The following is a 26459-nucleotide window of genomic DNA, read 5'->3' as shown; positions in this document are numbered from 1 at the left end:
TCCTCGCCGACGCGGACGCGGCCGCCGACATGCGACGGCGGGCGCCGCCGGTCACGAGGACCGGCGACGCCCGCCGCAGGGTGTGCCGGGTCAGCCGCCGACGGTGATCCGGTCGGTCGCCGGCGGGGCCACCGGCTCCCCGGACAGGTACGCGATGAACGCGTCGATGTCGAAGCCGGGCTGGTTCACCGCGTTGGTGCCCTGGGTCAGCACGGTGAAGCCGTCCCCGCCACCGGCGAGGAAGTTGTTCACCGTGATCCGGTAGGTCGCGGCCGTGTCGACCGCCGTGCCGTCGATCGTGAGCGAGCCGGGCACCACGCGCCGAGCCGCGGGGTCGACCGTGTACTCGACGCTGGCCGAGGGCTGCAGCACGCGGTTCACCGCGAACTGCTGGTCCAGCAGCGCGTACAGCTGGGCGCCGGTGAGGTCGAGCGTGGTGAGCAGGTTGTTGAACGGCTGGACGGCGAAGGCCTCGCCGTAGGTCACCACCCCGGGGGCCTCACCGACCGACGGGGCGTGGAGCAGGTCGGTCCGCACCCCACCGGGGTTCATGAACGCCGCGACCGCGCCGGCCTCGTCGTCCGTGGCCGCCAGCTGCGAGTCGGCGATCAGGTTGCCCAGCGGGGACTCCCCGGGCAGGTTCGGGAGCAGCGTCTCCTGGGCCCGCAGGACGTCCGCGGTGACCGCCCCGACCGGCTCGTTCGCGATCGGCTGGGCGATCGCGGCGTACCGGTCGATGAGCTGCTGGGCCGCCGCGTCCGGGGTGACGTCCCGGGTCACGACGACGTTCTCGGCGCTCGCGGTGAGGACGTCGCCGGTGCGGCGGTCGATGGACAGGTCGACGTCGGTGAGCAGCCGGCCGTTGGACAGCGCCTGGGTGACCAGCTTGCCGTCCACCTCGTTCGCGCCCTCGCAGACGTACCCGCTGTGCGAGTGACCGGTCAGCACGACGTCAACGGCGTCGTCGATCGCGCGGGTGATGTCGAACGCGGGGCCGGCCGGGGTGGTGCAGCCGTTGACGTCGGTACCGGCCGAGCCGCCCTCGTGCAGCGAGACGACGATCGTCTCGACGCCCTGCTCGCGCAGCTCCGCGACGTACCGGTTGATCGTCTCGACCTCGTCGAGGAACCGGACGTCGGCGATGCCCGCCGCGGAGACGATGGCGGGGGTGCCCTCGAGGACCGCGCCGATGACGCCGACCTCGACGCCCTGGACCTTGCGGACCTCGTACGGCGGCAGGATCGGGCCCTGGTCCTCCCGGTCGACCACGTTGGCGGCCAGCCAGTCGGCGTCCGAGCCGTCGTAGCCGTCGCCGTCCAGGCAGCCGTCCGTCGGGTGGCAGGCCCCGCCCTCGATGACCCGGCGCAGCTCGGGAACGCCCTCGTCGAACTCGTGGTTGCCGACCGTGGCGATGTCCAGGCCGAGTGCGTCCATCGCGTCGACGGTGGGCTCGTCCCGGAACAGCGCCGAGAGGAACGGGCTGCCGCCGACCAGGTCGCCGTTGCTGATCGTGAGCGTGTTGCGGTTCTCCGCCTCCTGCTGCTGCAGGTGGGTGGCGAAGTACGCCAGGCCGCCGGCGTCAGTGGTGCCGACCCGACCGCCGGAGCCGGACGGCGGCTCGAGGGCACCGTGGAAGTCGTTGAAGGCGAGCAGCTGGACCTCGACCGGCGGGGGGCCGGCCTCCTCCGCGGAGTTCCCCCGCTGGGGACCGGCCGCGGCGGGGGCGGCGGTCGCGAGGGCGAGGACGGCCAGGCACGCGGTGGCGCTGGCAGCCGTCAGGGGACGGTGGCTCATCGGGGGGTGTCTCCTCGGTCGACGACGAGTCAGTGCGTCAGCACGCTATGTCGCGAACGGGGCTCTGGGTACCCCCTCCGGGTGAACAGCGGAGGTCAGGGCTGTGCCGGCCCGGACCGGTCGGGACCGCGCTCGAGGAAGAAGGCGCCCAGCGCGCCGGCCAGCGTGGCGAAGACCGCCACCGAGTAGACGGCCAGCACGACCTCGACGACGCGCGCGAGCCCGCCGCCGGCGGCCAACGGCTCGCCGGTGATCGTGGCCAGCGCCGTCTGGTGCAGCGCCGTCGCGTAGGCGTCGTGGTCGCCGGTGACGTAGAGCAGCTGGCTCACGGCCAGGACGACGACGCCGGTCACTGCGGCGAGCCAGCCGACCCGCCCGGTCAGCAGCCGGCCGGCCGACCGCGAGCCCCGGACGGCGGCGGACAGGATCCCGCCGACCCGCGCCACCCGCAGGACCGACAGCGCCCGGACGAACCGCAGGAACGGGACGGCGAGGAACACCAGCTGCCACCAGTTGCGCGCCCAGAACCGCCGCCGGTCGGGCGCCCGGTACGCGCGCAGCGCGAACTCCGCGACGAACACCGCCCACAGCACCCAGCCGACGACGGTCAGCGTGGTGACCAGCCAGGCCTCGCGGGCGAGCCCCTGCGCGAGGACGACGAGCACGAACACCAGCCCGAGCACGCTCATCGGCCGGTCCAGCCGGCGGGCCAGGCCCTCTGCCTCCCGACCGTCCGGCTCGGCCCGTGCCGCTGTGCCCGCGTCCATGCCGGGGGCCTACCCGCGCGCACGGGAGCCGACCGTCGTCCGCCGCCGCACACTGGGGCGGTGACCCCGCAGCCCTCCGACAGCCCCGTCACCAGGCGCGGCGTCGTCCGCCTGCTGAACACCACCGGGGGGCGGCTGCTCTGCCTCGCCGGTGCGGTCGACGCCGCCGCCGTCGACTCCTTCTGGCGCCGCTACGGCCGCGAGCCGGCACGGGTCGACCGGATCGACGCCCGCTCGGTGACCTCGCTGTCCGAGCCCGGGCGCGAGCTGCTGCTGGACCACGTCGAGGCCGCCGAGCTGGCCGGGCGGCCGGTGGAGCTGCGCCCCTCCCCCGCGGTCACCCGGGTGCTCACCGGCGTGGGTGGAGCGGCTACACCGTGGGTAGCTCCCCCCGCATGAGCGGGAAGTCGGCGGAGGACTACGCGGCGGACTACACGCACCCGGAGCTGCGCGCGCGGCTCAAGGAGGAGATCAAGGCGGGCGACAAGGGCGGTGAGCCCGGCCAGTGGAGTGCCCGCAAGAGCCAGCTGCTCACCCACGAGTACGAGGCGCACGGTGGCGGCTACCGGCACGAGGGCGAGCGCACCGCCGCGCAGCGCCACCTGCACGAGTGGACCGAGCAGGAGTGGCACACCGCCGACGGCGACGACCGGGCCCGCGGCTCCGACGGCACGTCGCGCTACCTCCCCGACGCCGCCTGGCAGCTGCTCAGCGACGAGGAGAAGCGGGCCACCGACCGCCGGAAGAAGGACGGCGAGGAGCAGCACGTCGCCAACACCGAGGCGGCGAAGGAGGCCCGCAAGGCCGCCGAGCTCCTCGACGTCGACGCGGCCGAGGCGCGCAGGCGGGTGGGCCGGATGTCCGGGGACTCCCAGCTCGACCGCGCCGAGCAGGCCGAGCGCGAGCTGGGCCGGGGCCGCAAGACGGTGCTCGAGGCGATCGAGCACCGGCGTACGGGCTCCTGACGCCCGCGGATCACGAGAGGGACGCCGTCAGCGCCGGCGCCACGTCGGCCAGCCAGTCCCGGTAGGCGTCGGCCTGCATGCGCAGGTCCGAGCGGGAGTACTCGAGGAAGGCCGCGTGCCCGGCCGCGGCGTAGCGCTCGATGAGCACGCAGAACCACTCCTGGTTCTGCTGGAGGGCGCCGGGGATGCGGCGCCGGTCGGCGCCGTCGGCCCCGTAGGCGTCCAGGAACAGCCGCAGGCGGCGGAAGCCGCGGCCGCGCCGGGTGTCACGGATGGTCGCGTCCGGTCGCACCGGCGCCCAGAGGCGTGCGGCGCACGCGAGGTCCCAGACCCGCGAGCCGGGGCCGGCCAGGTCGAAGTCGATGAGCGCGACCGCCCGTCCGTCCCTGAAGACGACGTTGTCCAGGTTGAGGTCGTTGTGCCCCACCAGCTCACCGCGGAACGCGGCCGGCAGGGAGGCCGGCCAGGCGTGCGGCGCCGGGTCGAAGCCGGCCACGGCGGAGTGGTAGGAGCGCAGCAGCTCGGCCACGCTCACGAGCGCCTCGTCGGTGAGCGCCCACGCCGGGTACGGCGGGAGGACGGCCGTCCCCGGCACGTAGCTCAGGACCTCGCGCCCCTGCTCGTCCACGCCCAGGAACCGTGGCGCCCCCGCGAAACCGACCTCCTCGAGGTGGCGGAGCAGCGCGTGGGCGGCCGGGCTGGTGCGCCGCACCGGACGGCGGACGGTGTCGCCGACCCGGACGACGAGCCCGCGGTTGGCCACCCCGCCGGGCAGGGGGACCTCGGGACCGGCCACGTCCGCGCTCACCCGTCGAGCAGGGCCTGGGCGAACGCGCGGTGCGTGACCAGGCCGTGCACCAGCCCGCTGCGCAGCGCGGCCCGCCCCGCCGCGACCTTCTCGACGCCGTACGGGATGGCGATGACCTCGGGGATCGCACGCATCTGCTCGGCGTCGATGCCGATGGTCCGCTCGCTCAGACCGGCGTGGACCGGCTCGCCGTCGGCGGTGAGGAAGACCCCGGAGACCTCCGCGCACACCCCCCGCCGGGTCAGCTGCGCCCGGTCGGCCTCGCGGGCGGTGTCGTAGAGCGTCGATCGGCCGGGGGCCCAGAGCCCCACGCCGACGACGGCCTTGGTGACGCGGGGCAGCTGCGCGAAGGCCAGGGCGACCTCCCGCTGCCGGCGGAGAGCCTGCGCGGTCGCGGCGTCGGGGAGCGCGAACGGCGCGTAGAAGACGTAGGCCGGCCCGCCGGCCGCCCGCGCGACGTCACGGACGACGTCGATCGAGGTCTCGTCACCGTCGGGCAGGGTGATCGCCCCGGTGAGCTGGACGACCGGGACGGCAGCCAGCCGGGGCAGCGCCCGGGCCATGGCGCCGACCGAGCGGGACCACGCCACGCCGAGCACGTCGTCGGGGCCGGTGATCTCGGCGAGCAGCTCGGCGGCGACCTGGCCGAGCTGCCTGCGGACGTCGTCGGTCGAGCCCTCCGGTGCGTCGACGACGACGGCGTGCTCCAGGCCGAACGCGTCCTGGACCCGCGCGGACAGGTCGACGTCGATCAGCCCCCGGTGCCCGATCTCGATCCGGACGAGCCCGGTGGCGCGGGCGGTCTCGATGAGCCGCGCGACCTTGAACCTGCTGAGCCCGAACTCCTCGGCGATCTCGGTCTTCGAGCGCCCGTCGAGGAAGTAGCGGCGCGCCACCGAAGCCGAGAGCACCAGCGACGCAGGACCGGCGAGCTGGCTGACCATGCCGACCTCCTGCTCAGATGAGCGCGATGCGCCCATCTTCGCACCCAGCATTGACGGCATCGGCTGTGACTCACGACACTCGTCGCCACGACTGAGTGCCCGGCTGCGGGAACGGGGACGCACCTGTCCCGCGGTCATCGACGGGAGAGCTGAGGCAGACCGTGACCGCAGCAGCAGAGACACCGGCAGGAACTCCGGCCACGGGCTCCGGCGCCCGCGTGGCGGTGCAGAAGTTCGGCACGTTCCTCTCCGGGATGATCATGCCGAACATCGCCGCCTTCATCGCCTGGGGCTTCATCACGGCGCTGTTCATCGAGACCGGCTGGACCCCGGTCGCGGGGCTCGGCGGGTTCGGCGTCGACGAGAACGGCGACCCGCACACCGGCCTGGTCGGGCCGATGATCCGGTACCTGCTGCCCCTGCTGATCGCCATCCAGGGCGGCCGGATGGTGCACGGCCTGCGCGGTGGTGTGGTCGCCGCCGTGGCCACCATGGGCGTCATCGTCAGCACCGAGCAACCGATGTTCCTCGGCGCGCTGATCATGGGACCGCTCGCGGCCTGGGTGATGAAGCAGCTCGACCGGCTGTGGGACGGCAAGATCAAGCCGGGCTTCGAGATGCTGGTGAACAACTTCTCCGCCGGCATCGCCTCCGCCGCACTCGCCGTCGTCGGCTACTTCACCTTCGGCCCGGTCGTCGAGACCGTGTCGACGTGGCTCGGCAACGGCGTCGACTGGCTCGTCGAGAACAACCTGCTCCCGCTGGCCAGCATCCTCATCGAGCCGGCCAAGGTGCTCTTCCTCAACAACGCCATCAACCACGGCGTGCTCACCCCGCTGGGCGTCCAGCAGTCCGCGGAGAACGGCCAGTCGATCCTGTTCCTGCTCGAGGCCAACCCCGGGCCGGGCCTGGGCGTCCTGCTGGCGTGGATGGTCGTGGGCACCGGGATGGCCCGCAGCACCGCGCCGGCCGCGGCGATCATCCACTTCTTCGGCGGCATCCACGAGATCTACTTCCCGTACGTGCTGATGCTGCCGATCCTGCTGCTGGGCACGATCGCCGGCGGGATGGTGGGCATCGGGACGCTGACGGTCTTCGACGCCGGCCTGCGTGCACCGGCCGCGCCCGGCTCGATCATCGCCGTCCTGGCGCAGACCCCGGGGAGCAGCTTCGTCGGCGTGGTCCTGGCCGTGCTGCTGTCCGCGGCGACGTCCTTCCTCGTGTGCGCCCTGCTGCTCAGGCTCAACCGCCGCAGGACCGGTGACCTCGGCGAGGCCACCGCCTCGATGGAGGCCATGAAGGGCAGGAAGAGCTCGGTCTCCGACGTGCTGGCCGGCCCGGCCGGGGAGGCGCAGCCCAGCGCGGCGGCCGGTGGGGAGGCCATCGAGGCGGCGGCGCGCCGCACGCCGGTCCACCACATCGTCTTCGCCTGCGACGCCGGCATGGGCTCCAGCGCGATGGGCGCCTCCGTCCTGCGGAACAAGATCAAAAAAGCCGGGTTCTCCGACGTCACCGTGACCAACCAGGCGATCGCCAACCTGACCGACGACGTCGACCTCGTCGTCACCCACCAGGACCTCACCCCGCGGGCCCGGGGGATGTCACCGTCGGCCGAGCACGTCTCGGTCGACAACTTCCTCAACAGCCCGCAGTACGACGCGATCGTCGAGGAGCTGAAGGTGACCAACGCGCACGAGTCGGGGGCCCAGCAGTGAGCCGCGCGGCGGACGGGGAGGGCACACCGTGAGCGACATCCTCGGCCCCTCGCAGGTCCGGGTGCCGGGCACGGCGACGACCAAGGACGACGCGATCCGCGAGGCCGGCCAGATCCTGGTCGACGCCGGCGCGGTGACCCCCGCCTACGTGGACGCCATGTTCGAGCGCGAGCGGTCGGTGTCCACCTACATGGGCAACTACCTGGCCATCCCGCACGGCACCAACGAGTCCAAGGACACCATCCGCCGGTCGGCGCTCTCGGTGGTCCGCTACGACTCCCCGATCGACTGGGACGGCAACGAGGTCCGCTTCGCCGTCGGTGTCGCCGGGGTCGAAGGTGGCCACCTGGAGATCCTCAACAAGATCGCCATCGTCTTCTCCGACGAGGACGAGGTGCAGAAGCTGATCGCCGCCGCCTCCGCCGAAGAGGTCTACGCGCTCCTGCACGCGGTCAACGACGAGTGAGACCGGCGATGCGACGACGAGATGGGGACAGATGAAGGTCTTGCGGTTCTACGCGCCCGAGGACGTCCGGATCGAGGACGCCCCCGAGCCCGAGTGCGGCCCGGACGAGGTCAAGCTGCGGGTCCGCAACTGCTCGACCTGCGGCACCGACGTGAAGATCCTGCACAACGGCCACCAGAACCTGAGCCCGCCGCGGATCATCGGCCACGAGGTCGCCGGCGAGGTGGTCGAGGTCGGGGCGGACGTCAGCGGCTGGTCGGTCGGTGACCGTGCGCAGGTCATCGCCGCGGTGCCCTGCGGCGAGTGCTACGAGTGCCGCAAGGGCTGGATGGCGGTCTGCGAGAACCAGACGTCGATCGGCTACCAGTACGACGGCGGCTTCGCGGAGTACATGATCGTGCCCCGGCAGGTCCTGAAGGTCGACGGGCTCAACCGGATCCCCGACAACATCGGCTTCGACGAGGCCTCGGCGGCCGAGCCGTTCGCCTGCGCCATCAACGCCCAGGAGCTCGTCCACGTGGGCGAGGGCGACACGGTCGTCGTCTTCGGCGCCGGACCCATCGGCTGCCTGCACACGCGGCTCGCCCGGGCCAACGGCGCCAGCCGGGTCTTCCTCATCGACGTGCTCGCCGACCGGCTGGCGATGTCGGCCAAGGCGGTCGAGCCGGACGAGGTGATCAACGGCCGCGAGGTCGACGTCGTCGAGCGGGTCAAGGAGCTCACCGACGGCCGAGGGGCCGACGTCGTCATCACCGCGACGGCCGCCAACGTCGCCCAGGAGCAGGCGATCCGGATGGCGGCGCGGCGCGGGCGCATCTCCTTCTTCGGCGGGCTGCCCAAGACCAACCCCTTCATCCAGTGCGACTCCAACCTCGTGCACTACCGCGAGCTGATGATCATGGGTGCGAACGGGTCGGCCCCGTCGCACAACAAGCGGGCGCTGGAGTACATCGCCAGCGGCGAGGTCCCGGTCAAGGACCTGATCACGGTGCACCTGCCGCTCGACCGGGTCCTCGAGGCGTTCGACATCGTGGCGAAGGGCGAGGCCATCAAGGTCACCGTCGAGCCCTGACCGGTGCGGCTCAGCGCAGCCGCGCCTCCGCGGCGTCCCACGCGGCGCCCGTGCCCGGCGTCGGCAGGTACAGCTGGGCGTCCTGGGTCTGCCGGAGCAGGGCCCGCAGCTCCGGCAGCCCACCGGACAGCGCGCCCAGCCCGCGGGCCTGGACCAGCACGTTGCCCAGGGCCGCCGCCTCCACCGGCCCGGCCAGCACCGGCAGCCCGCAGGCGTCGGCGGTGAGCTGGCACAGCAGGGTGTTGCGGGCTCCCCCGCCGACCAGGTGCACCACCTCGACCTCGCGCCCGGACAGCGCGGCGGCCCGCCGGACGGTGCGCCGGTAGGCCAGCGCCAGGCTGTCCAGGATGCAGCGCACGGTTCCCGCCTGGCCCGGAGGCGCGGTCTGCCCGGTCTCGGCGCAGACCTGCGCGATCCGCGCCGGCACGTCGCCGGGCGGGAGGAACCGGGGGTCGTCGGGGTCCACCAGCGCGGTGAAGGCCGGCACCTGCGCCGCCGCGGCGAGCAGGTCGGGCAGGTCGGCGGGCAGCCCGGCGGCGGTCCACGTGCGCTGCGACTCCTGCAGCAGCCACAGCCCCATGACGTTGCGCAGGTAGCGCACCGTGCCGTCGACGCCGAGCTCGTTGGTGAACCCGGCCGCGCGGCTGGCCTCGGTGAGCACCGGCTTCTCCAGCTCCACCCCGACCAGCGACCAGGTGCCGCACGAGACGTAGGCGAACCGGTCGGTGGACGCCGGGACGCCGACCACGGCCGAGGCGGTGTCGTGCGACCCCACCGCGACCAGCGGCACCGGCCCGGTCAGCCCGGTCTCGGCCAGGACGTCGTCGCGCAGCTCGCCGAGCCGCTCCCCCGGCTGGCGCAGCGGCGCCAGCAGCCCCCGGTCGAGCCCGAGCCGGTCGACCAGGTCCCACGACCACTCCCGGGTCGTGGCGTCGAGCAGTCCGGTGGTGGAGGCGTTGGTGACCTCGGCCCCGACGGCGCCGGTGAGCCAGTACGCCAGCAGGTCCGGGACCAGCAGCGCCGTCCGCGCGGCCGCGAACTGCGCCGTCCCCCTCATGGCGGCCAGCTGGAAGACGGTGTTGAACGGCAGGTGCTGCAGCCCGCTGACCCGGTAGAGCTCCTCGGGCGGGACGACGGCGTGCACCGCCGGCACCGCGGTCGCGTGCCGGGCGTCGCGGTAGTGCACCGGGTTGCCCAGCAGCGCGCCGTCGGCGTCGAGCAGGCCGACGTCCACCGCCCAGCTGTCGATGCCCACCCCGTGGAGGTGCCCGCCGTCCACCCGGCCGGCGGCGCGCAGCCCGTCGAGCACGCCGGCGTGGAGGGACAGCACGTCCCAGTGCAGCGTGCCGCCGGTGCGCACCGGCCGGTTGGCGAAGCGGTGCACCTCGGTCAGGTCGAGGCGGTCCGGGCCGACCCGCGCGGCCATCACCCGGCCGCTGGAGGCGCCCAGGTCGACGGCGGCGAGGGTCAGCTCGTGGCTCATGAGTCCGCCTTTATCGCGATAAAGGCTCCCATGTCAGCGGAGGAAGGCGGCGGCGACGCCGCTGTCGACCGGGACGTGCAGGCCCGTCGTCCGGGTGAGGTCCCCGCCGGTCAGCGCGAAGACCGCGTCGGCCACGTGGTCGGGCAGCACCTCGCGCTTGAGCAGCGTCCGCTGGGCGTAGAACTCGCCGAGCTCCTCCTCCTCCACCCCGTAGACCGCGGCCCGCGAGGCGCCCCAGCCGCCGGCGAAGATGCCCGACCCGCGGACGACGCCGTCGGGGTTGATGCCGTTGACCCGGATCTGGTGCGGGCCGAGCTCGGCGGCCAGCAGCCGCACCTGGTGGGCCTGGTCGGCCTTGGTGGCGCCGTAGGCGATGTTGTTCGGCCCGGCGAACAGCGAGTTCTTCGAGGAGATGTAGACGACGTCCCCGCCGAGACCCTGCTCGATCATGATCCGCGCGGCCTCCCGGGACACCAGGAAGCTGCCCTTGGCCATGACGTCGTGCTGCAGGTCCCAGTCGGCCTCGGTGGTCTCCAGCAGCGGCTTGGAGATCGACAGCCCGGCGTTGTTGACCACCAGGTCGACGCCGCCGAACGCCAGCACCGCGGCGCGGAACGCCTCGGCCACCGCCTCGGCATCGGACACGTCGGCCGCCACGCCCACGGCGACGTCGGTGCTGCCGATCTCCGCGGCGGCGTCCTGCGCCTTGGCCAGGTCCAGGTCGGCGACGACGACGCAGGCGCCCTCGGCCGCCAGCCGGTGCGCGATGGCCTTGCCGATCCCGCTGGCCGCACCGGTCACCAGGGCGACCCGGGTGGCCAGCGGCTTCGGCTCCGGCATCCGCTGCAGCTTGGCCTCCTCCAGCGCCCAGTACTCGATGCGGAACTTCTCGCCCTCGTCGATCGGCGCGTAGCTGGAGACCGCCTCGGCGCCGCGCATCACGTTGACCGCGTTGACGTAGAACTCGCCGGCCACCCGCGCGGTCTGCTTGTTCGCGCCGAAGCTGAACATGCCGACGCCGGGCACCAGCACGATCGCCGGGTCGGCGCCGCGCATCGGCGGGCTGTCCGGGCCGGCGTGCCGGGCGTAGTAGGCGGCGTACTCGGCGCGGTACTCCTCGTGCAGCTCCCTGAGCCGCCGCACCACCTCGTCGGTGGACGCGGTCGCCGGCAGGTCGACCACCAGCGGGCGGACCTTGGTGCGCAGGAAGTGGTCCGGGCAGGAGGTGCCCAGCGCGGCCAGCGGCTGCAGCTTCTCCCGCGAGAGGAACTCCAGGACGACGTCGGCGTCGGTGAAGTGGCCGACCTGCGGCCTGTCGGTCGAGACCAGCCCGCGGATCATCGGCGCGAGCAGCGCCGCCTTGTGCCGGCGCTCGGCCGGCGGCAGCGCCTCGAACCCGGGGACGACCGGGCCGAAGGGCTCCGCCGCGCCGCGCTCGGCGAGGAAGCGCTCCGCCGTCCGGATGATCTCCAGGCTGTGGGCCTCGCACTCCTCGCTCGTCGCGCCCCAGGCGGTGATGCCGTGCCCGCCGAGGACGCACCCGATCGCCTGCGGGTTCTTCTCGGCGACCGCGGCGATGTCCAGGCCGAGCTGGAAGCCCGGACGGCGCCACGGCACCCAGACCACCCGGTCGCCGAAGCACTCGCGGGTGAGCGCCTCGCCGTCGGCGGCGGTGGCCAGCGCGATGCCGGAGTCGGGGTGCAGGTGGTCGACGTGCGGGGCGGTGACCAGGCCGTGCATGGCGGTGTCGATGGACGGCGCCGCGCCGCCGCGGCCGTGCAGGCAGTAGTCGAACGCGGCGACCATCTCGTCCTCGCGGTCGACGCCGGGGTAGACGTCGACCAGGGAGCGGAGCCGGTCCAGCCGCAGCACGGCCAGGCCGGACTCGGTCAGGGTGCCCAGGTCACCGCCGGAGCCCTTGACCCAGACCAGCTCGACCGGCCGGCCGGTGACCGGGTCGATCTCGCTGCCCTTGGCGGAGGTGTTGCCGCCGGCGTAGTTGGTGTTGCGCGAGTCGGCGCCGAGCCGGTTGCTGCGGGCGATCAGCTCGCTGACCACGGGGTTGCTCACGTTCGATTCCTCCAAGAAGTACGAGCGGTGGCCCCGTCCAGGGGCCCGCCCTGAGCGGAGCGAAGGGTGGGGAGGACGGGGTCCTTTTTCAGGCGCCCCAGCCGGCCTGCTGGCCGCCGACGCGCTCGCGGGCGATGCGCTCCTGGTGGCCGGAGCGGGCGTAGGCGGCGTAGGGGTCGGGGTCCAGGCCCTGAGACCCGCGCAGCTCGGCGAGCAGCGGCCGGACGTCGGTCGAGTAGGCGTCCATCAGCACGCCGTGGGCGCCGAGCACGTTCCCGTCCTGCTGGGCCGCGGCCAGCGCCTCCCGGTCGACGAGCAGCGCCTTCGCCGTCGCCTCCTGGACGTTCAGCACCGAGCGGATCTGGCCGGGGATCTTCGGCTCGATGTTGTGGCACTGGTCGAGCATGAAGTTCACGCCCGCGCCCAGGAGTGCGTCGGCGGCGACGATCTCGTTCATGATCCGGAAGAGCTGGAACGGGTCGGCCGAGCCGACGATGAGGTCGTCGTCGGCGTAGTTGCGGGAGTTGAAGTCGAAGGCGCCGAGCCGGCCCAGGCGCAGCAGCTGCACGACGATGAACTCGATGTTGGTGCCCGGCGCGTGGTGGCCGGTGTCGAGGACGACGGTGGCCTGCTCCCCCAGCGCCAGGCAGTGCACCAGCGAGGTGCCCCAGTCGGGGATGTCCATCGCGTAGAAGTAGGGCTCGAAGAACTTGTACTCGAGCAGGATCCGCATGCTCGGGTCGAGCATCGCGTAGACCTGCTGCAGCGAGTCCGCGAGCCGGTCCTGGCGGGCGCGCAGGTCGTCCTGGCCGGGGTAGTTGGTGCCGTCGGGCAGCCAGATCTTCAGGTCGGTCGAGCCGGTCTGGCGCATGACCTCGATGCACTGCGCGTGGTGCTCGACCGCCCGGCGGCGGACGGCGGGGTCGGCGTGCGTCAGCGAGCCGAGCTTGTACTCGTCGTCCTGGAAGAGGTTCGAGTTGATCGCGCCGATCTGCACCCCCAGGTCGCGGGCGTGGGCGGCGAGCTTGCCGAAGTCGTCGACGAGGTCCCACGGGATGTGCAGCGACACCCGCGGCGCGACGCCGGTGTAGCGGTGCACCTGGGCGGCGTCCTCCAGCTTCTCGAACGGGTCCCGGGCGACGCCCGGCTGGCCGAAGACCTTGAACCGGGTGCCGGAGTTGCCGAACGCCCAGGAGGGCAGCTCGATGGTCTGCTCGGCCAGCGCGGCGAGGGCGCCGGAGCGGAGGTCGGTCATCGGGGTTCTCCTTGCGTGGTGTGCTCGTCGGCCGCCGTGAGCTGGGCGTCCAGGTCGAAGACGAGGTCGAGCGTGGACTTGCCGCGGCCGTCGCCGGTCGCGAAGAACGGGGCCATCTCCGCCTCCCAGCGGGCGCTCACCTCGGTGGCGTCCACGGCGGCCTGGGCGGCGGCCAGACCGCCGGCACTGTCGTCGGTCTCCACGACCCCGACGAGCAGGCCGTCGTCGCGCAGGAAGAGCTGGTAGTCCCGCCACCCGGCGTCGCGCAGGGCGCGGAGCATGTCGGGCCAGACGGCGGCGTGGCGTTCCCGGTACTCGGCCAGCCGGTCGGGCCGGACCTGGAGGGTGAAGCAGACGCGGGGCACGGTGGTGCGTTCCTCTCGGGGCGGGGTCCCTGCCGCCGCCGGCCGGGTGCGACCGGCGGCGGCAGGGACGGCGGCTCAGAAGTCGAAGTCGCCGATGTTCTCCGCGGTGAAGACGGTCGGGTCGCCGAGGACGACGACGCCGTCCGCGCCGACGGTGTACTCACCCAGCTCGCCGGCCTCGAAGGTCTCGCCCTCGGCGCCGGTGATCTGGCCCGCGGCCAGCGCGGCGCCGGCGTACGCGGCCAGGTAGCCGAGGTCCTCGGGGTTCCACAGCGCGAAGGACTGCACGGTGCCGTCCTGCACGTACTCGCGCATCTGGTTCGGCGTCCCCAGGCCGGTCAGCGCCACCTGGCCCTTGAACTCCGAGCCGGACAGGTAGCGGGCCGCGGCGGCGATGCCCACCGTGGTCGGCGAGATGATCCCGGCGAGGTCGGGGTAGGTCTGCAGCAGGCCCTGGGTCTCCTGGAAGGACTTCTCGTCCTCGTCGTCGCCGTAGACGGTGGCCACGAACTCCAGGCCCGGGTGCTCCGCCGCGGCGTACTCCTCCATCGCCGCGATCCAGGTGTTCTGGTTGGTCGCGTTGGCCGTCGCCGACAGGATGGCCACCTGGCCCTGCCCGCCGGTCTGCTCGGCGATCAGGTCGACCTGGGTCTGGGCGATGCCCTCGGTGGTCGCCTGGTTGATGAAGACGTCGCGGCACTCGGGATCGGTGTCGGAGTCGAAGGTGACCACGCTGGACCCGGCCGAGCGCGCCTGGTCCAGCGCGCTGCAGATGGCGTTGGGGTCGTTGGCCGAGGTGAGGATGACGTCGGTGCCCTGCTGGCTCAGCGTGTTGATGTAGCTGACCTGCGAGGAGGCGCTGGCCTCCGACGGCCCGGTCTCGGTGTACTCGCCGCTGAACTCCCCCGTCGCGGCCTCCGCGCCGGCCGAGGCCACCGAGAAGTACGGGTTGTTGACCTGCTTGGGCAGGAAGCCCACCGCCAGGCCCTCGGGGATCTCCGCATCCGGGTTGGCGCTGGCGGCGGCGTCGCCGCCGGCCGTGGTCTCCTCCTCGCCGCGGGTGGTCCCGCCGCAGGCAGCGGTGGTGAGCACCAGGGCGGCGACGGCGAACCCGGTCACCCCGCCCTGCAGGCGGCGGCGGGTCAGGAAGCTGGTCATCGGTTCCCTCTCTGGTCAGCCGGCACCTGGACGGCCGGGTCGGTCGACGGGCGCGTGTCCGGGGCTGGACGCGCAGGTGGTGCGTTCGGCGGGCCGGCGGGCCGGGGGCGGGTCCGGCTGCGGACCCACCCGGCGACCTGCGGGGCGACGACGGCGACGACGAGCAGGCCGCCGGTGACGATGTTGAGCACGTCGGCGGGGACGTTCTCCAGCTGCAGCGCGTTGCGCACCGAGCCCAGCAGCAGGGCCCCGGCCAGCACGCCGAGCAGCCCGCCGCGGCCGCCGAAGATCGACACCCCGCCGAGCAGGATCGCCGCGATGACCTGCAGCTCCAGGCCCTGCGCGTTGTCGGCGCGGGCGCTGCCGTAGCGCAGGGTCCAGTAGACGCCGCCGAGCGCGCTGACCACGCCGGTGACGACGAACAGCCAGAACTTGGTGCGGCCGACGTCGATCCCGCTGAACCGGGCGGCGTCCTCGCTGTTGCCCATCGCGTACAGCGAGCGGCCGACCGGCGTCGCGTGCAGCACCACGGCGGTGACCAGCACCAGGACCAGCAGCGGGACGACGACCACCGGGATGCCGGTGCCGCCGATGGTGCTGATCGCCCAGGTGGTCCAGGAGCGCGGGAAGTCCGCGACCGCCCGGTCGCCGAGGACGACGAAGGCCAGCCCGCGGTACAGGGCCAGGGTGCCGATGGTGACCGCCAGCGAGGGCAGTCCGAGCCGGGTGACGAAGAACCCGTTGACCGCGCCGAGCACCGCGCCGAGCAGCAGGCACAGCGGGATGACCGTCTCCAGCGGCAGCCCGGCGAACCACAGCTGGCCCATGACCGCGCTGGACAGCCCGACGGTGCTGGCCACCGACAGGTCGATCTCCCCGGTGACGATGACCAGGGTCAGCGGCAGCGCGATGAGCACGATGACGACGACGTCCAGCAGCAGGAAGCCGGTGTTGCGGGCCGACGCGAAGCCCTCCACCGACAGCGCGGCCACGAGCAGGAACAGCACCAGCACGAACGTGATGACCGCGTCGCCGCTGCCGAGCAGGCGCAGCCGGGACGCCGCCGGGGGCCGCTGCGCGCCCGCCTGCCCGGCCGGCGTCGCGGGAGGAGTGTCAACTGCCACGGAGGTTCCTCCCTCGCAGGCGGCGGGCCAGCCGCAGGGACAGCGACCGGTCGAGCACGATGGCGGCGAGGATCAGCGCGCCGACGGCGGCCTCCCGCCAGAACGGGTCGAGCCCCAGCTGCGGCAGCGCCGCGCCGATGGTGGTGAGCAGCAGCGCGCCGAGCGCCGCGCCGTAGACCGAGCCGCTGCCGCCGAAGATCGCCACCCCACCGACGACGGCGGCCGCGACCACGAACAGCTCCTGGCCGGTGCCGGCGGTGGCGTCCAGCGTCTGGAAGCGGGCGGCGTACATGACCCCGGCCAGCCCGGCGAGCGCGCCGCTGACCACGAACGCCGCGAGCACCCGCCGTCCCACCGGGATGCCGGAGAGTCGCGCGGCGTCCGGGTCGCTGCCGATGCCGTACAGCTCGCGGCCGCTGCGGTAGCTGCGCAGGACGAAGCCGACCGCCACGACGACGACCACGGCGACCAGGAAGAGCACCGGGATGCCGAGCACCCGGGCCCCGGCGATCGCCTTGAAGCCGTCCGGCAGGTCGGCGGCGTTGATCTGCAGCCGCCCGCTCTGGCTGGCCCACAGCGAGTCGATGCCGCGGAAGGCGTACAGCGTCCCGAGGGTGACCACCAGCGAGGGCACCTTCGCGACCGCGACGATCACGCCGTTGAGCAGGCCGCACAGCGCGCCGACGACGACGCCGGCGAGGACGGCGACCGGCACCGGCGTGCCCGGGGCGGTGACCAGCAGCGTGCCGGTCGCGTACGCCGACAGCCCCAGGGTCGACCCGACCGACAGGTCGACGTTGCGGGTGACGACCACGACCGTCTGCCCGGCCGCCAGCACCGTGAGGATCGAGGCGGAGATCAGCAGGTCGCGGACGTTCTGCCCGGACAGGAACCGCGGGTTGGCGACCACCGTGACCACGACCAGCAGCAGCAGCGCGGCGAGGATGCCCAGCTCGCGGACGACGACCAGCCGGTGGACCAGGGCGGCGCCGCGGCCCGGTCGCTCGGTCGGGGGCGCCGCCGGGGTGGGGGTGGCGGTCGGGCGCGCGGTGTCCACGGGTGAGCCCGCGCGCTCGCTCACGGGGCCACGGCCGTCGTCCGGCCCTGCCCGGTGGCCGCGAGCATCACGCTGCCCTCGTCGGCGCGGGCGCGGGGGATGTCGTCGACGAGGCGGCCCTCGTGCATGACGAGGACGCGGTCGGCCATGCCGAGCACCTCCGGGAGTTCGCTGGACACCATCACGACGGCCAGGCCGTCGGCGGCGAGCTGGGACAGCAGCCGGTGCACCTCGGCCTTGGTGCCGACGTCGATGCCGCGGGTGGGCTCGTCGACGATCAGCACCCGGGGCTCGGTCGACAGCCACTTGGCGAGCACGACCTTCTGCTGGTTGCCGCCCGACAGCGTGGAGACCGGGTCGGCCAGCCTCCCGGCCTTGACCTGCAGCTTCCTCGACCACTCGGCGGCGGTGGCCCGCTCGGCACGGGAGGACAGCAGGCCCCCCTTGGCCAGCTGCCAGCGCCGGGTCAGCGTGGCGTTGCGCTCGACGGAGAGCTCCATGACCAGGCCCTGCTGGCGGCGGTCCTCGGGCACCAGGGCGATGCCGGCGGCCATCGCGGCGGCGGGGCGGCCCGGGCGCAGCGCGCGGCCGGCCACCTCCACGCTGCCCTCGTCGTAGGGATCGACGCCGAAGACCGCCCGCACCACCTCGCTCCGGCCGGCGCCGACCAGGCCGGCGAGCGCGACGATCTCGCCGGCGCGGACGTCGAAGGAGACGTCGGAGAACACGCCGCGGCGGGTCAGCCCGCGGACCGACAGCACCACCTCGCCGGGCTCGACGTCCTGCTTGGGGAACAGCGAGGAGACGTCCCGGCCGACCATCAGCCGGACCACCTGGTCGACGGTGAGGTCGGCGGCGTCCTCGGTGGCGACCCACTGGCCGTCGCGCATGACGGTGATCCGGTCGCAGAGGTCGAAGACCTCCTCGAACCGGTGCGAGATGAACAGGACCGCGGCGCCGCCGTCCCGCAGCGCGCGGGCCACGGTGAACAGCCGCTCGACCTCGACGCCGGACAGCGCCGCGGTCGGCTCGTCCATGACCAGCACGCGGGCGTCGAAGGACAGCGCCTTGGCGATCTCCACCATCTGCTGGTCGGCGATGGACAGCCCGCGGGCCGGGCGCTCGGGGTCCAGCCGGACGCCGAGCCGCTCGAACAGCGCCGCGCAGCGGGCGTGCAGCTCCCTGCGGTCGATCCGTCGCCCGCTGCCGAGCGGCTGGCGGCCCATGAAGATGTTCTCCGCGACCGAGAGGTCGGGGAACAGCGTCGGCTCCTGGTAGATGACCGCGATGCCGGCGGCGCGCGCGGCGGCCGGGCCGTCCAGGTGCACGGGCTGCCCGTCGAGCAGCACGCGGCCGGTGTCCGGGCCGTGCACGCCGGCGAGGACCTTCACCAGCGTCGACTTGCCGGCGCCGTTCTCGCCGACCAGCGCGTGGGCCTCGCCGGCGCGCAGCTCGAGCTGCGCCCCGCGCAGGGCGGCGACCGCGCCGAAGGACTTGCCGACGTCCTCGAGGGCCAGGACGACGGCTCCCGGAGCGGGGCTGCGCGGGCTCTCCCCCACGGCGACCACCTTCCATGAAACGATTCAGACGTGGTGTGGCGGAGACCATACGGAGAGCCGTGGAACGTGTCAACGGTCACGCGCCCTCGTTCCCGAACCCACGCCTTTATCGCGCTAAAGGCGGTTTGACACGTTTCACGCTGTGCCCGACGATGTGGTGCCGGACACTGGACCTCGACCGAGGAGGGGACCTGACCGCGAGCATCCGCGACGTCGCCGGCCGGGCCGGGGTGTCGGTCGGCACGGTGAGCAACGTCCTCAACCGGCCCGACGTGGTCAGCGAGGCCACCCGCACCCGCGTCCTCGACGCGATCACCGCGCTCGGCTTCGTCCGCAACGAGTCGGCCCGCCAGCTGCGCGCCGGCTCCAGCCGCACCGTCGGCCTGGTGGTGCTCGACATCGCCAACCCGTTCTTCACCGACGTCGCCCGCGGGGTGGAGGACGTCGTCAACGCGGCCGGCCTGGCGATGGTGCTGTGCAACTCCGACGACCGGCCGGAGAAGGAGGCCGCGCACCTGGGCCTGCTGGCCGAGCAGCGGGTGCACGGCGTGCTGATCACCCCGACCGCCGAGCTCGCCCCGCAGCTGGCGTCGCTGCGCGACCGCGGCGTCCCGGTGGTGCTGGTCGACCGGCGGGCACCGGACGCCGACCAGTGCGCCGTGGCGACCGACGACGTCCTGGGCGGGCGGCTGGCCGCCGAGCACCTGCTCGAGCGCGGCCACCGGCGGATCGCCTTCGTCGGCGGGCACGCCGCCCTCCCCCAGGTGCAGGAGCGGCACGCGGGCGTGGTCTCGGCGGTGCGCGGGGTCCCCGACGCCGAGCTGACCGTGCTGTCCCCCGACGAGCTGAGCGTCGCCGGCGGGCGGGACGCCGCCGCCCGGGTCATCGGGCTGCCCGCGGCGCGCCGACCGACGGCCGCGGTGTGCGCCAACGACCTGCTCGCCCTCGCTGTGCTGCAGGAGATGGTGCGCCACGGCGTGCAGGTGCCCGGCGAGTTCGCCATCGTGGGCTACGACGACATCGACTTCGCCGCGGCCGCCGCCGTGCCGCTCAGCTCGGTGCGCAAGCCGCGGCAGGAGCTCGGGCGGCGCGCGGCGGAACTGCTGCTGGACGAGGGGCGGGCGGGCCACCGGCACGAGCAGCCGGTGTTCGAGCCGGTGCTCGTCGTCCGGGAGTCGAGCATGGTGCGCCGCGACGTCGCGGCCGACCGGGAGGGAGCCGCATGAAGGTGGCACTGTTCGCCACGTGTCTGGTGGACACGGTGGTGCCGCAGGTCGCGATGGCCACGGCCAGGCTGCTGGAGCGCCTGGGCCACGAGGTCGTCGTCCCGCCGGGGCAGGCCTGCTGCGGGCAGATGCACGTCAACACCGGCTACCGGCGCGAGGCGGTGCCGATCGTGGCCAACCACGTGCGCGCCTTCGCCGGCGCGGAGGCGGTGGTCGCGCCGTCCGGGTCCTGCGTGGCCTCGATCCACCACCAGCAGGCCATGGTGCTGCGCCGCGCGGGCGAGGACGGGCTGGCCGCGGAGGCCGAGTCGCTGGCCGAGCGGACCTACGAGCTCTCCCAGTTCCTGGTCGACGTCCTCGGCGTGACCGACGTCGGCGCCTACTACCCGCACCGGGTCACCTACCACCCGACCTGCCACTCGCTGCGGCTGCTGCGGGTCGGCGACCGGCCGCTGCAGCTGCTGCGCGCCGTCCGCGGCCTGACGCTGGTCGAGCTGCCCGATGCGGAGTCCTGCTGCGGCTTCGGCGGCACGTTCGCGGTCAAGAACGCCGACACCTCGACCGCGATGCTGACCGACAAGATGGCCAACGTGCTGTCGACGCACGCGGAGGTGTGCACCGCCGGTGACGCCTCCTGCCTGATGCACATCGGCGGCGGGCTGTCCCGGCTGCGCTCGGGCACCCGCACCGTGCACCTGGCCGAGATCCTCGCCTCGACGGAGGACGCCGTGACCCCCAACCAGACGACGAAGCCGGCGGTGCCCGCATGACCACCGCCCCTGAGCGCGACCTGCGCACCGACGTGACGCCACTGGCGCCGGGCGCCCCCCGGTCGGGGACGACGTTCCTCGGCCTGCCCACCGCCCCCCGCGGGGTCGGGCACCTGCGCGGCGACCAGTCGTTCCCCGAGGCCGCCCGCACCGCGCTGCGCGACGGCCAGCTGCGGGCCAACCTCGGCCACGCGACGAGCACCATCCGCCGCAAGCGGGCGAACGTGGTCGGCGAGGTGCCCGACTGGGAGCAGCTGCGCCAGGCCGGCAAGGCGGTCAAGACCGCCACCATGGCCCGCCTCGACGAGCACCTGGTGGAGCTGGAGCGCCAGGTCACCGCCCGCGGCGGTGTGGTGCACTGGGCCCGCGACGCCGACGAGGCCAACGCGATCGTCACCCGGCTGGTGCAGGCCACCGGCGCGGACGAGGTGGTCAAGGTCAAGTCGATGGCCACCCAGGAGATCGGCCTCAACGAGGCGCTCGAGGACGCCGGGATCACCGCGCACGAGACCGACCTCGCCGAGCTGATCGTGCAGCTGGGCGACGACAAGCCCTCGCACATCCTGGTGCCGGCCATCCACAAGAACCGGGCCGAGATCCGGGAGATCTTCCTGCGCACCATGCAGGGCGTCGACCCTGAGCTGACCGACGAGCCGCGCCGGCTGGCCATGGCCGCGCGCAAGCACCTGCGGGAGCGGTTCCTGCGCGCCCGGGTGGCGATCAGCGGCGCGAACTTCGCCGTCGCCGAGACCGGCACCCTCGCCGTCGTCGAGTCCGAGGGCAACGGCCGGATGTGCCTGACCCTGCCGCAGACGCTGATCACCGTCATGGGCATCGAGAAGCTCGTGCCGACCTGGCGCGACCTCGAGGTCTTCCTGCAGCTGCTCCCCCGGTCCTCCACCGGCGAGCGGATGAACCCCTACACGTCGATGTGGACCGGGGTCACCCCCGGCGACGGCCCGCAGGAGTTCCACCTGGTGCTGCTCGACAACGGGCGGACGGCGGTGCTCGCCGACGAGGTGGGCCGCGAGGCGCTGCACTGCATCCGGTGCTCGGCCTGCCTCAACGTCTGCCCGGTGTACGAGCGGACCGGCGGGCACGCCTACGGCTCGGTCTACCCCGGCCCGATCGGTGCGGTGCTCTCCCCGCAGCTGACCGGCGTCGAGGACAACGCCTCGCTGCCGTACGCCTCGTCGCTGTGCGGCGCCTGCTACGACGCCTGCCCGGTGGCGATCGACATCCCCTCGATCCTGGTGCACCTGCGCGCCGAGCACGTCGAGGCGCAGGAGAAGGTCACCCCCGAGGCGGCGGCCTTCCGCGTGCTGGCGAAGGCGATGTCGAACCCGCGGCTGTGGCACCTGACCCAGCGGGTGGCCGGCCTGGGCCGGTTCCTGGCCCGCGGGAAGCCCACGATGCCGGCCGCGCTGCCCCCACCCGTCTCAGGGTGGACCCGCAGCCGTGACCTGCCGGCCCCGCCGAAGCAGACGTTCACGCAGGCCTGGGCGCGGGAGCACGGAGGACGACGATGACTCCACTGCCACGCTGCTGCTGCCACTGTCGCGCCGGTGCATCGGCGCGATCGCGGGTGCAACCGCGCGAGAGTGCCGGAGGGCTCCGATGACCGGCGCGCGCGAGGAGGTGCTCGGCCGGATCCGCACCGCGCTGGGCGAGCGCCGTCCCGACGTGGCGATCCCCCGCGACTACCGCGCGACCGACGACCGCCCGGCCGCGACGCTGCTCGACGTCCTGGTCGACCGCCTGGAGGACTACAAGGCCTCGGTGCTGCGCTGTGGCCCGGACGAGGTCGGGCCCACCGTGGCCGCCGCCCTCGACACCGGCCTCGGTGCCGGCTGGGAGGCCGCCTCGGTCGTCGTCGCGCCGGGGGTGCCCGCCGGCTGGCGGCCGGACGGCGCGACCGAGGACGACGGCCGCCCGGCCGTGGAGCTCGCCGCGTTCTCGGCCACGCTCACCGGGATTGCGGTGGCCATCGCCGAGACGGGCACGCTCGTGCTGGACGGCGGCCCGCTGTCCGGGCGCCGGGCAATCTCGCTGCTGCCGGACTGCCTGGTCTGCGTGGTGGAGGCCGCGCAGGTGGTCGGCGGGGTCCCCGAGGCGCTGCCGCGGCTGGACCCGAACGCGCCGCTGACGATGGTGAGCGGCCCGTCGGCCACGAGCGACATCGAGCTGCAGCGCGTCGAGGGCGTGCACGGGCCACGCACGCTGGTCGTCGTCCTCGTCGGCTGACACGGCCGGGAGCATCGCAGCGAGCGCCAGCGAGCGAGGAGCGGACCGGCCCGGGGAAGCCGACCGTGGGCATCGTCGGCTGACGGGGGCTCAGGCGCTGACGTCCTCGTGGGTGTTCACCCCGGGGATCCGGCGCACCGAGCCCCAGCCGAAGCGGGCCCAGACGACCAGCAGAGCAGCGCCGACGAGCGACCCGAGCGTGTCGCGCACCAGGTCGCCGTTGGTGTCGTCGTTCCCCTCGGACAGCGCGGTGCCGAGCCACGCGTCGGAACGCCACTCGTAGATCTCCCAGAGCGCCCCGATCGAGATGCCCAGGGCCGCGGTCACGACGGCGATGCCCACGTAGTGCTGCAGGTGGGTCTCGTCGCGGGGGTCGGGGACGACGTCGAGCCGGGCCAGGGCGATGTAGACCACCGGCGCGGTGAGCATGGGCAACGTGAAGTGCACGAGGTCGTCGAACCGCACGAACTCGTCGTAGAGCCCGAACGTCTCACCGAACCCCTGCAGGGCCATCCCCGCCGTCAGGCACAGGTCGTACACGCGGGGCAGGTTGACCACCCGCGCGACCACCGTCACCGCTCCCAGCGCGGCGAGCAGCGATGCCGCGCCCGGACGACCGGCGACGGCGTACGCGACGGCACCCCCGAGCATCAGGAGCCGCAGGACGTCGATGCCGTCCCGCACCACGGGGTTCCAATCGCCCAGCACCAACCTGCGCACGTCCACGTGCGTGCCGTACCCGGCGATCGTCCGGCCGTCCCCTCGCAGCCGACCCGCCCTCGCAGAACAGGTGTCGTCGCTGGTCAACAGGCCGGAAAGTGTCGCACCCCGTACCTGCGTCCGGGTCGTGGTGCAGCAGCGGCTGGCCGACCGACCAGTCGACCAACAGTTCCTCGAGAGCGGTCCGCTGCTGCGCCATCACTGGTCGCATCCCGGGTGGTCGGGTGGTGCGGGAAGCGGGACCGGGACCGCCGGAGACGACGGGCTCGACGCCGACACCCCCGGACGACGATCCGCCGCCCTCCTGGTCCACACGGCACGTCAGCCGGTGCCGAGACCGACCCGCCGTGTCAGGTCAGCGACCGGACGGCTGCGACGTCGTACTCGGCCACCGACGCGGAGAGCATCGCGGTGCTCTGCTCGTCGCTGGGCCCGCTGCCGCGGAAGGCCTCGACGTCCGCCTGCGTCTCCCAGCGCTCGAGGACGGCGATGCGGCCCGGCTCCACGAGGTCGGCACAGATGGCGAAGTCGAGGCAGCCCGGGGCGCGCCGGGCCGCCTCGACGACCGCGACGCAGTCGGCCAGGTAGGCCTCCCGCTGCGCCGGGTCGACGACGATGTGTCCCGCGACGATGACCATGTGCTCCTCCAGTGGGTTACGTCCTCGGAGGGGAGACGGCTCACGGGGCCCGCACTCATCGGCTCGGGGCCGGCTCGCGACCCGGCCGCGGTGCCGTGCGTCAGGTGGTCGGGGGGGCGCCCGACGAGCCCGTCCCGGTCGGCGCCGTGCTGCCGGTGCCGCCGCTCCCGGTGGCCGGGCTGCTCCCGGAGGTGCCGGTTCCCCGGCCCGCTGCGGCTCCCCCGGAGCGAGACGAGCCGCCATCCGTCGTCGAGGGCGGCGCGGTCGGCTGCGCGGAGGGCTCGGGCGCTCCGGTGGTCGCGTCCCCGGAGGGCGACGTGGGAGCCGGAGCGGGGTCCTCCGCCGGCCCGGGGTCCTCCGCCGGAGCAGAGTCCTCCGCCGGAGCAGAGTCCTCCGCCGGAGGGGAGCTCTCCGCCGGCGCGGGCTCCTCAGCCGCAGCGGACCCCTCGGCCGGGACGGATCCCTCGGCCGGCGAGGAGTCCTCGGCCGCAGCGGACTCCTCGGCCGCAGCAGACTCCTCGGCCGGCGCGGGGTCCTCCGCCGGCGCGACGTCCTCCACCGGCGCGGGGTCCTCGGCCGGCGCGGGGTCCTCGGCCGGCGCGGAGTCCTCGGCGGGAGTGGGTTCCTCGGCCGGAGTGGTGTCCTCGGAGGTGCGAGCCGGAGCGTCCTCGGCCGGTACGGCCTCCTCCTCCGCGGCGGGAGGCGGCGGCGCGGCCGCGACGGTGAGTTCCACCTGGTCCCCCGACCGCAGCTCGGTGCCGGACGGGTCGAGCGCGGTGACGGTGCCCGGGTCAGCGTCCGCAGCGACCTCCGACCGCTGGCCCACGGTCAGCCCGAGCGCTGCCAGCTCGGCGGCGACCTCCTCGACGGGACGGCCCAGGTAGTCCTCGGCGGTCAGCACGATCCCCGCCTCCGACCCGGCAGCCGGTGCCGACTCCGACGCCGGTGGCGCGGCGGCCGCGGTGCCGTCGTCACCACCGCCGCCGAGCAGCGCGACCACGCCGCCGCCGAGCAGCACGACCGCGAGCACGGCCAGGGCCAGCAGCAGCAGCCGGCGGCGGGCGCCGCGGTCGTCGTCGTGGGGGCGCGGCGGCGTGGCGGCCGGGACGTCGCGCACCGCCGACGGCACCACCGCGGCCACGGCCGCCGGGGCGATCGGCCGGGTCGGCGGCGCGGCTGCCAGCGAGGGGTGGACCGTCTCCTCGATCGCGTGCAGGAACGCGTCCCCGTCGGGGAGACGCTCCTGCGGGTCCTTGGTCAGCGCGGCGTCGATGAGGTGCCGGACGTCGGGCGGCAGCTCGGCGGGCAACGGCTCGGGGTCCTCGCGCACGTGCTTGAGCGCGACGGTCACCGGGTTGGTGCCGTCGAAGGCGGGATGACCGGTCAGCGACTCGTAACCGACCAGGCCGAGCGCGTAGACGTCGCTGGCCGGGCCGACGCGCTCGCCTGCGGCCTGCTCGGGCGACATGTACTTGGCCGTGCCGATGACCTGGCCGGTGCGGGTCAGCGGCACGCTCTCCGCGGAGCAGGCGATGCCGAAGTCGGTGAGCTTCACGTTGCCGTCGGTGCCGACCAGGATGTTCGCCGGCTTGACGTCGCGGTGGATCACGCCGGCGCGGTGGGCCTCCGCCAGACCGGCGGCGGCCTGGGACAGCACGGACAGCGCCGCGCCGGGCTCCAGCGCCCCCTCCTCGGCGAGCAGCGCCGACAGCGGCGCGCCGTCCACCAGCTCCATCACCAGGTAGGCGAGGTGCTCGCCGGTGTCCTCCGCCGTCCCCTCGCCGTAGTCGAGGACGGCGGCGATGTTGGGGTGGCTCAGGGCCGCGGCGTGCCGGGCCTCGGCGCGGAACCGGGCGAGGAAGGTCGGGTCGTCGGCGTACTCGCTGCGCAGCACCTTCACCGCGACCAGCCGGTCCAGCATCGTGTCCCGGCCGCGCCAGACCTGCCCCATGCCGCCGGTGGCGATGAGCTCCTGCAGCTCGTAGCGGCCACCCAGGGTCTGCCGTCCCCTGTCGACCGTGGTCACACCGCGCTCCGTCCCCGTGCTGCCGAGGGGGTCTCCCCCACTCCCGTCGGCCCCGGAGGGCCCCACCGGCGGACGTCGGGAGTCGCCCGTCCGCTGCGGCGGTCGGCGCAGCGCCTGCACGCCCGTTCGGGCGTACGCGGCTGCGTGGTGGTTCCTGTGCCCGCCCCGCGGCGTAGCTGAACTACCGGGTCCGGGCGGATCGCGACACCCCGGGCACGCGATCACGCACGGTG

Annotated in this window: 24 protein-coding genes; 9 read left to right on the top strand and 15 right to left on the bottom strand. The window is 73.9% G+C overall.

Annotation, left to right across the window (positions count from 1 at the left end; genetic code table 11):
- Nucleotides 1–90 precede the first annotated feature (90 nt).
- Complete coding sequence (locus BLR12_RS14795) at nucleotides 91–1794, bottom strand: bifunctional metallophosphatase/5'-nucleotidase (RefSeq protein ID WP_091379478.1); 1704 nt, start codon at nucleotides 1792–1794, stop codon at nucleotides 91–93.
- A gap of 95 nt (nucleotides 1795–1889) precedes the next feature.
- Nucleotides 1890–2561: a hypothetical protein gene (locus BLR12_RS14790; protein ID WP_091379476.1), complete on the bottom strand. Its 672-nt coding sequence runs from the start codon at nucleotides 2559–2561 to the stop codon at nucleotides 1890–1892.
- Nucleotides 2562–2621: 60 nt separating this feature from the next.
- Here BLR12_RS14790 and BLR12_RS14785 point away from each other — a divergent pair, with 60 nt between their 5' ends.
- Nucleotides 2622–2960 (top strand): hypothetical protein, encoded by a 339-nt coding sequence (locus tag BLR12_RS14785; protein ID WP_091379473.1) that lies wholly within the window; start codon nucleotides 2622–2624, stop codon nucleotides 2958–2960.
- Complete coding sequence (locus BLR12_RS14780) at nucleotides 2957–3526, top strand: hypothetical protein (RefSeq protein ID WP_091379471.1); 570 nt, start codon at nucleotides 2957–2959, stop codon at nucleotides 3524–3526. Before BLR12_RS14785 ends, BLR12_RS14780 begins: the two co-directional genes overlap by 4 nt.
- Before the next feature lie 10 nt (nucleotides 3527–3536).
- Here the strand turns inward: BLR12_RS14780 and BLR12_RS14775 are convergent, their stop codons facing one another.
- Together BLR12_RS14775 and BLR12_RS14770 are read right to left on the bottom strand one after the other, a co-directional pair.
- Entirely contained in the window at nucleotides 3537–4334 is a 798-nt protein-coding gene (locus BLR12_RS14775) for a phosphotransferase (protein ID WP_255363513.1), read from the bottom strand.
- Entirely contained in the window at nucleotides 4331–5278 is a 948-nt protein-coding gene (locus tag BLR12_RS14770; RefSeq protein ID WP_218120685.1) for a sugar-binding transcriptional regulator, read from the bottom strand. Before BLR12_RS14770 ends, BLR12_RS14775 begins: the two co-directional genes overlap by 4 nt.
- A 218-nt stretch (nucleotides 5279–5496) precedes the next feature.
- Here BLR12_RS14770 and BLR12_RS14765 point away from each other — a divergent pair, with 218 nt between their 5' ends.
- The 3 genes from BLR12_RS14765 to BLR12_RS14755 are packed head-to-tail and all read left to right on the top strand — an operon-like array spanning nucleotide 5497 to nucleotide 8531.
- A complete protein-coding gene (locus BLR12_RS14765; RefSeq protein WP_218120684.1) occupies nucleotides 5497–6993 on the top strand; it encodes a PTS mannitol transporter subunit IIBC in 1497 nt (498 codons plus the stop codon).
- A gap of 28 nt (nucleotides 6994–7021) precedes the next feature.
- Nucleotides 7022–7459 (top strand): PTS mannitol transporter subunit IIA, encoded by a 438-nt coding sequence (locus tag BLR12_RS14760; RefSeq protein WP_091379466.1) that lies wholly within the window; start codon nucleotides 7022–7024, stop codon nucleotides 7457–7459.
- A gap of 31 nt (nucleotides 7460–7490) precedes the next feature.
- Nucleotides 7491–8531, top strand: coding sequence for a zinc-dependent dehydrogenase (locus tag BLR12_RS14755; RefSeq protein ID WP_091379463.1), 1041 nt, complete (start codon nucleotides 7491–7493; stop codon nucleotides 8529–8531).
- Nucleotides 8532–8541: 10 nt separating this feature from the next.
- On the opposite strand, the gene BLR12_RS14750 is transcribed toward BLR12_RS14755, so the two are convergent.
- The 8 genes from BLR12_RS14750 to BLR12_RS14715 all read right to left on the bottom strand — a co-directional run bounded on the left by BLR12_RS14750 (nucleotide 8542) and on the right by BLR12_RS14715 (nucleotide 18602).
- Nucleotides 8542–10014, bottom strand: a complete 1473-nt coding sequence (locus BLR12_RS14750; RefSeq protein ID WP_091379461.1) for a rhamnulokinase — start codon at nucleotides 10012–10014, stop codon at nucleotides 8542–8544.
- A 33-nt stretch (nucleotides 10015–10047) separates the two neighbouring features.
- Complete coding sequence (locus BLR12_RS14745; RefSeq protein ID WP_091379458.1) at nucleotides 10048–12084, bottom strand: bifunctional aldolase/short-chain dehydrogenase; 2037 nt, start codon at nucleotides 12082–12084, stop codon at nucleotides 10048–10050.
- Nucleotides 12085–12172: 88 nt separating this feature from the next.
- Nucleotides 12173–13339: an L-rhamnose isomerase gene (rhaI, locus tag BLR12_RS14740; protein ID WP_091379456.1), complete on the bottom strand. Its 1167-nt coding sequence runs from the start codon at nucleotides 13337–13339 to the stop codon at nucleotides 12173–12175.
- Nucleotides 13336–13704: an L-rhamnose mutarotase gene (locus BLR12_RS14735; protein WP_091379454.1), complete on the bottom strand. Its 369-nt coding sequence runs from the start codon at nucleotides 13702–13704 to the stop codon at nucleotides 13336–13338. The genes rhaI and BLR12_RS14735 overlap by 4 nt, the downstream gene beginning before the upstream one ends.
- Before the next feature lie 75 nt (nucleotides 13705–13779).
- Nucleotides 13780–14862, bottom strand: a complete 1083-nt coding sequence (gene rhaS, locus BLR12_RS14730; protein ID WP_091379451.1) for a rhamnose ABC transporter substrate-binding protein — start codon at nucleotides 14860–14862, stop codon at nucleotides 13780–13782.
- Nucleotides 14859–15986 carry an ABC transporter permease gene (locus BLR12_RS14725; protein ID WP_218120682.1) on the bottom strand — a complete coding sequence of 376 codons (1128 nt, stop codon included), beginning with the start codon at nucleotides 15984–15986 and terminating at the stop codon, nucleotides 14859–14861. Before BLR12_RS14725 ends, rhaS begins: the two co-directional genes overlap by 4 nt.
- Entirely contained in the window at nucleotides 15976–17067 is a 1092-nt protein-coding gene (locus tag BLR12_RS14720) for an ABC transporter permease (protein WP_218120681.1), read from the bottom strand. Before BLR12_RS14720 ends, BLR12_RS14725 begins: the two co-directional genes overlap by 11 nt.
- Nucleotides 17064–18602, bottom strand: a complete 1539-nt coding sequence (locus tag BLR12_RS14715; protein ID WP_091379448.1) for a sugar ABC transporter ATP-binding protein — start codon at nucleotides 18600–18602, stop codon at nucleotides 17064–17066. The genes BLR12_RS14720 and BLR12_RS14715 overlap by 4 nt, the downstream gene beginning before the upstream one ends.
- Before the next feature lie 152 nt (nucleotides 18603–18754).
- On the opposite strand from BLR12_RS14715, the gene BLR12_RS14710 reads away from it, so the two are divergent.
- The 4 genes from BLR12_RS14710 to BLR12_RS14695 all read left to right on the top strand — a co-directional run bounded on the left by BLR12_RS14710 (nucleotide 18755) and on the right by BLR12_RS14695 (nucleotide 22842).
- Complete coding sequence (locus tag BLR12_RS14710) at nucleotides 18755–19828, top strand: LacI family DNA-binding transcriptional regulator (RefSeq protein WP_091379445.1); 1074 nt, start codon at nucleotides 18755–18757, stop codon at nucleotides 19826–19828.
- Nucleotides 19825–20598 carry a (Fe-S)-binding protein gene (locus BLR12_RS14705; protein WP_091379442.1) on the top strand — a complete coding sequence of 258 codons (774 nt, stop codon included), beginning with the start codon at nucleotides 19825–19827 and terminating at the stop codon, nucleotides 20596–20598. The genes BLR12_RS14710 and BLR12_RS14705 overlap by 4 nt, the downstream gene beginning before the upstream one ends.
- Nucleotides 20595–22127 carry a LutB/LldF family L-lactate oxidation iron-sulfur protein gene (locus tag BLR12_RS14700; RefSeq protein ID WP_218120680.1) on the top strand — a complete coding sequence of 511 codons (1533 nt, stop codon included), beginning with the start codon at nucleotides 20595–20597 and terminating at the stop codon, nucleotides 22125–22127. The genes BLR12_RS14705 and BLR12_RS14700 overlap by 4 nt, the downstream gene beginning before the upstream one ends.
- 88 nt (nucleotides 22128–22215) lie before the next feature.
- On the top strand, nucleotides 22216–22842 hold the full coding sequence (locus BLR12_RS14695; RefSeq protein WP_091379439.1) for a LutC/YkgG family protein: 627 nt from the start codon (nucleotides 22216–22218) through the stop codon (nucleotides 22840–22842).
- 90 nt (nucleotides 22843–22932) lie between these two features.
- On the opposite strand, the gene BLR12_RS14690 is transcribed toward BLR12_RS14695, so the two are convergent.
- The 3 genes from BLR12_RS14690 to BLR12_RS14680 form a co-directional block, all read right to left on the bottom strand.
- Entirely contained in the window at nucleotides 22933–23568 is a 636-nt protein-coding gene (locus BLR12_RS14690) for a DUF2238 domain-containing protein (protein ID WP_143018781.1), read from the bottom strand.
- 344 nt (nucleotides 23569–23912) lie between these two features.
- Entirely contained in the window at nucleotides 23913–24200 is a 288-nt protein-coding gene (locus BLR12_RS14685) for a putative quinol monooxygenase (protein ID WP_091379433.1), read from the bottom strand.
- A 100-nt stretch (nucleotides 24201–24300) separates the two neighbouring features.
- Nucleotides 24301–26226, bottom strand: a complete 1926-nt coding sequence (locus BLR12_RS14680; RefSeq protein ID WP_255363512.1) for a protein kinase domain-containing protein — start codon at nucleotides 26224–26226, stop codon at nucleotides 24301–24303.
- Nucleotides 26227–26459: the final 233 nt, after the last annotated feature.

It is taken from the genome of Geodermatophilus sp. DSM 45219 (genome assembly GCF_900104025.1).
In the GTDB taxonomy this organism is placed as follows: Bacteria; Actinomycetota; Actinomycetes; order Mycobacteriales; family Geodermatophilaceae; genus Geodermatophilus.
Note: the sequence above shows the minus strand (reverse complement) of the source record. Positions and strands in the feature narration are given on the sequence as shown.